Origin of the sequence: Brevundimonas sp., assembly GCF_036399195.1 — a bacterium.
GTDB lineage: Bacteria > Pseudomonadota > Alphaproteobacteria > Caulobacterales > Caulobacteraceae > Brevundimonas.
The window spans coordinates 1-5,234 of the sequence record NZ_DASWNO010000041.1 but is presented as its reverse complement, the minus strand read 5'-3'; the positions used below and the strand labels follow the sequence as shown (position 1 = coordinate 5,234).

Here is a 5,234-nt window from a genome sequence, read left to right as displayed (position 1 = left end):
GACTTGCCGGCGTTGGTCTCGCCGATCAGGACGATGCGGTAGCCTTCGCGGACCCGCTCGCCGCGATCGGCGTCGGAGAGTGCGTCGCGTAGGTCGGCGATCAGCCCGTCCAGCACCGGGCCGGCGGTGCGGGCCAGGTTGTCGGGGATCTCCTCATCCGGAAAATCGATCTCCGCCTCGATCAGGGCCAAGGCCTTGAGCAGGTCGCGCCGGAAGCCGGCGTAGGCCCGGCTCAGCGCGCCCTCCAGCTGCCCCAGCGCCTGCGCCGCCTGCGCCCCGGTCTCGGCGTCGATCAGATCGGCGACGGCCTCGGCCTGGGCCAGGTCCATGCGGCCGTTCTCGAACGCCCGGCGGGTGAACTCGCCGGGCTCGGCCGGGCGAAGCCCGAAGTCGATCAGGGCCGAGCTCACCGCCTCGACCACCGCGCGGCCGCCGTGCAGGTGCAGCTCGGCGCAGTCTTCGCCGGTGTAGGAGCGCGGCGCGGGAAAGCGCAGGACGAGGGCCTGATCGAGGGTCTGGCCTTCGTGGATCAGGGTCCGGAGGCTGGCCGTACGGGGGGTCAGGCCGGGAGCGCCGAGCCCGGTCAGGGCGGTGTCCGTCGCCGGCCCGGACAGGCGGAGAATGGCGATCGCCCCCCGGCCCGGCGGCGTCGCGAGGGCGAAGACGGTGTCGGTCATGGCACGACGTCTCCTCCCCCCTTGTGGGGGAGGGGGACCGCGAAGCGGTGGAGGGGGCTGGCCGGGAGTGCGGTCTGGAGGACCTCGCCCCCTCCGTCGCGCTGCGCGCGCCACCTCCCCCATGAAGGGGGAGGAGACATGGTCACGGCTTCGCGCCTGGGACCGCGGCTTCCATCAAGCGGCGGAACTGTTCCTGCGCCTGAACCCCAAAGCTGGTCCAGGTCTTCATGATCTCTTCCGGCTTCATGGAGGCGATGTTCTCGTCCATGCGGCGCTTCATCTCGCTGACAAGATGATCGTTCAGCGGCTCGACATTGGGCAGGCCCATGAAGGCGCGCGCCTCGGCGGGGGTGCACTCGATTTCGACGTTCATCTTCATGGGACGGATCCAGGGCTCTGGCCCTGTCATAGGGCAGAACGAGCGTCAGAGGGAACCCGGCCCCAACGTTTCACGTGAAACAACAGGCCCCTGAGTAGCCTCGCCTGCCAGTCGGTCAGGCCTCTGACGCCAGTGGAGAGGGGGTCGTGCGATACAACTGGGTGGCCGGCACGCCCTGGCCGATCAGCTCGACCCGGTCGCTCAGGCGCCGCCTCGCCGCGCCGCTGTTGAAGGTGCGACGATCAGGGCCGGCATAGGCCGGCTTGTCGACCCACGGACGAGGGGTCGAGAGGTGATCGAGGCGGCGTAGCAGGTCGCGACGATTGAACGGCTTGCGCAGGAACTCATTCACCCCCGCGTTCTTGGCCGCCTGGAGCGCCGAAGCCGTCGCGAGGGTGGTCAGCACGACCACGGCCGCTTGACGGCAGCCCATGGTTGACCGCCGGATCGAACGCACGAGGGCGAACGGATCGGCGTCATCGAACGCCTCCGTCACGATCAGCGTCGGGTCGAAGGTCCGGGCGGCCTCGACGGCCGCGTCGCGGTCGGCCTGAAACGCGAAGTCTCCGCCCCCGAACGCCGTCAAGCACTCGCTCAGGAGTTGGGCCTGATGAGGATTGGGTTCGACAAGCAAGACGCGCCGCAGAAGCGGTTCGATGCGCGTTCTGACGGTCGGATCGACGAACAACATGCTCGAACACTAGGCCGCTAATGATTGCATTTGCCTAAATGCATAGCGGTGTTCGGCAAGCCGCGCCGGATCAGGTGTTCATCGACTGGAAGAAGTCGGCGTTGTTCTTGGACTGGCGCAGCTTGTCGATCAGGAACTCGATGGCGTCCTGCGGACCCATCGGGTTCAGGATGCGGCGCAGGACGTAGGTCTTGGCCAGCTGGTCCTTCGGCGTGGTCAGCTCTTCCTTGCGGGTGCCGGACTTCAGCACGTCGATGGCGGGGAAGATGCGCTTGTCGGCGACCTTGCGGTCCAGCACGATCTCGGAGTTGCCGGTGCCCTTGAACTCTTCGAAAATCACCTCGTCCATCCGCGAGCCGGTGTCGATCAGGGCGGTGGCGATGATGGTCAGCGAGCCTCCCTGCTCCACGTTCCGCGCCGCGCCGAAGAAGCGCTTCGGCCGCTGCAGGGCGTTGGCGTCGACGCCTCCGGTCAGGACCTTGCCCGACGACGGCACGGTGGCGTTGTAGGCCCGGCCCAGACGGGTGATCGAGTCCAGCAGGATGACCACGTCCTTCTTGTGCTCGACCAGACGCTTGGCCTTTTCGATCACCATCTCGGCCACCGCGACGTGGCGGGTGGCGGGCTCGTCGAAGGTCGAGGCGATGACCTCGCCCTTCACCGTGCGCTGCATGTCGGTGACTTCCTCGGGCCGCTCATCGATCAGCAGCACCATCAGCGTCACTTCGGGGTGGTTGCGCTCGATCGACTTGGCGATGTTTTGCAGCATCACCGTCTTGCCGACCCGCGGGGGCGCGACGATCAGGCAGCGCTGGCCCTTGCCGAGCGGGGCGACAATGTCGATCACCCGGCCCGAGCGGTCCTTCAGCGTCGGGTCCTGGATTTCCATGTGCAGCCGCTCTTCGGGATAGAGCGGGGTCAGGTTGTCGAACAAGACCTTGGTCTTGACGGTCTCGGGATCCTCGAAATTGATCGTGTCGACCTTGAGCAGGGCGAAATAGCGCTCGCCCTCGCGCGGTCCCCGCACAGCGCCGTGGACGGTGTCGCCCGAGCGCAGGCCGAAGCGGCGGATCTGCGAGGGCGACACGTACACATCGTCCGGACCCGGAAGATAATTGACGTCGGGGCTGCGCAGGAATCCGAAGCCGTCGGGCAGGATCTCCAGCGTGCCCGAGGCGATGATCTCGACCTCTTCATCCGCCAACGTCTTCAGGATGGCGAACAGCAGGTCCTGCTTGCGCAGGTTGCCGGCGTTCTCGATCTCGAGGCTCTCGGCGAAGGCGACCAGTTCCTCGGGCGTCTTGTCGTTGAGCTCCTGCAGGGTGATGCGGCCGTTCGGCACGATCGGCTCGCCGTCGTCCTCCTCCTCGCCCTGCTCCTGATCGACCATGGGCAGGTCGGACGCGGCCAGTTCGGTCGACGGCTGTTCGCCCTCGATTGTATCGGCTTCGGGAGCGGTGGGATCGGTGTCGCGGACGTCGGTCATGGTCTTACAGGTCTGCGCGCGTCCACAGGGCCGCCGGAAGCGGGTGGGGTCGGGCTTGGCGATGTTCGGCCGGGCGGCCGGTGGGAGAGCGACGGGTCGTCCCGGCCAGATCGGCGGGCGTCGCGAAGAGAGGCGCCGCCCCTGACTCCTTGCGAGGGCGGTTCGCGGCCAGCGAAACCACGGGGGCGAGTTCAGGTCAAGCGGGGCAGCCGGCTCCTCCCCACGCGTGGGGAGGTGGCGCGGCGCTCTTGGCGCCGTGACGGAGGGGGCGGCCGGCGTCGGCCGGTCATCCGCCAATCCCTATGCCCTGAGCCGCCCCCTCCGTCTCGTCGGCTGAGTCGCCGCCGAGCCACCTCCCCATCGGCTACGCCGACAGGGAGGAGACAGTCAGCCCAGCGTCCACTGCGTCGTGACCGACAGCACCGCCACGATGGCGATCAGGAACGGGATTTCGTTGGTCATGCGCCAGAATCGGCCTGTCCGGGTCGAGGTCCCTGCCGTGATCCGCTTCAGCTCGCCGGACAGGAAGCCATGCCAGCCGCTCAGCGCCACGACGGCCAGCAGCTTGGTCGCCATCCACGGCTCGGCGAGAAAACGCCACCCCTCGCCATAGCCATAGACGTGGATCAGGATCATCCAGACACCGAAGACCCACGCCATCGCCATGGCCGGATTGATGATGATCTTCAGCAAGCGCCGCTGCCACTGGCGCAGCAGGGTCTGCATCTCGCCCCGCAGGGGCTCGGCCTTGCCGGCCTGTTCAGCGTCATAGGCGTAGAGCCGCGGCAGGAACAGCATCCCGGCCATCCAGGCGATCACCGCGAGGATATGCAGCCCACGGACGATCTCGAAGGCGCCCGCCGACAGCATCACGCGTCCTTCCGTTCGCATTGGGCCGGACAGGCTTTCCAGCGGGCCTGACAGCCCGGGCCGAAGGGCGCGACGCCGTCCCGGCCCAGCGCCTCGTCGGCGGCGTGGGCCAGCATGTCGATGAAGGCCGGCGCCACGCCCACGGCCGGGCTGCGCAGATAGGGCGCGACGCCCAGTTCATGCGCCAGTTCGGCGTATTCGACGTCGAGCTCGACCAGGGTCTCGATATGCTCGGAGACGAAGGCGACGGGCGCGACCACCACGCCGACCTTGTCCGCCGCCGCCTTCTGAATGGCCTCGGGCGTCGACGGGCCCAGCCATTTCATCGGCCCGACGCGGCTCTGGTAGCAGACGTCCCAGTCCTCCCCGCGCCGGCTCAGCCCACAGGCGGGGGCGAGGGCCGCGCAGGTGGCCTCGACCTGCTCCTGATAGGGGTCGCCCTTGCGCGCGATCAGGCTTTCGGGGATGCCGTGGGCCGAAAACAGCACCCGCATGGGACGGTCGCCGGCTTCGGCCAAGCGGGCGCGCACGCCCTCGGCCTGGGCCGCGATCCAGCCGTCGCCCCGCGGGTAGCAGCACACCGTGCTGGACTGGCCGGGGCCGTCGTAGACGGCGTTCCACAGCTTCAGCGAGGACTCCGTCGTTGTGGTCGAGAACTGCGGGTAGAGCGGCAGCAGCACGATGCGGTCGGGCGCGAAGGCGGCCACCTCCCGCGCCGTCTGTTCGGTCAGGGGCGACCAGTAGCGCATGGCGACGAAGGTGCTGACCACGTCCCCCGACCGGCGAGCCGTCAGGGCCTGCGCCAGCGCCGCCGCCTGCCTGCGCGTCTCCGGCAGCAGCGGCGAACCCCCGCCCATCAGGGCGTAGTTGGCCTGGGCGCTCTTTTCCCGGCGGCTTGAGATCAGCCGGGCCAGCAGGGTCCGGAACGGATCGGGCAGGCCGATGATGGCGGGATCGCGGAACAGGTTGAACAGGAAGGGTCTGACCGACGCCTGATCGTCCGGCCCGCCGAGGTTGAACAAGACGACGGCGATGCGCTGGCTGCCCTGCGCCGTCATTGCGCGCCGATCCGCTTCAGCACCTGTTCGACATGGGCGATCGGCACGTCGGGCAGGATGCCGTGGCCGAGGT

General features: G+C 68.4%; 5 protein-coding genes and 1 pseudogene. All 6 read right to left on the bottom strand.

The genetic code is table 11. The annotated features are described in order from the left end of the window. Positions 1–677, bottom strand: a pseudogene (locus VGB60_RS02305) (tRNA uridine-5-carboxymethylaminomethyl(34) synthesis GTPase MnmE); the annotation flags it as partial. Positions 678–819: 142 nt separating this feature from the next. After that, positions 820–1,056: a DUF6489 family protein gene (locus tag VGB60_RS02300; protein WP_331036665.1), complete on the bottom strand. Its 237-nt coding sequence runs from the start codon at positions 1,054–1,056 to the stop codon at positions 820–822. A gap of 115 nt (positions 1,057–1,171) precedes the next feature. Next, positions 1,172–1,747, bottom strand: coding sequence for a response regulator (locus VGB60_RS02295; protein WP_331036664.1), 576 nt, complete (start codon positions 1,745–1,747; stop codon positions 1,172–1,174). Positions 1,748–1,817: 70 nt separating this feature from the next. Then, the gene (rho, locus tag VGB60_RS02290) at positions 1,818–3,233 is read right to left on the bottom strand and encodes a transcription termination factor Rho (protein ID WP_331036663.1); all 1,416 of its coding nucleotides are present in this window, start codon (positions 3,231–3,233) and stop codon (positions 1,818–1,820) included. A gap of 387 nt (positions 3,234–3,620) precedes the next feature. Continuing rightward, a complete protein-coding gene (locus tag VGB60_RS02285) occupies positions 3,621–4,103 on the bottom strand; it encodes a CopD family protein (protein ID WP_331036666.1) in 483 nt (160 codons plus the stop codon). Then, the gene (hemH, locus tag VGB60_RS02280; RefSeq protein ID WP_331036662.1) at positions 4,103–5,161 is read right to left on the bottom strand and encodes a ferrochelatase; all 1,059 of its coding nucleotides are present in this window, start codon (positions 5,159–5,161) and stop codon (positions 4,103–4,105) included. The genes VGB60_RS02285 and hemH overlap by 1 nt, the downstream gene beginning before the upstream one ends. Positions 5,162–5,234: the final 73 nt, after the last annotated feature.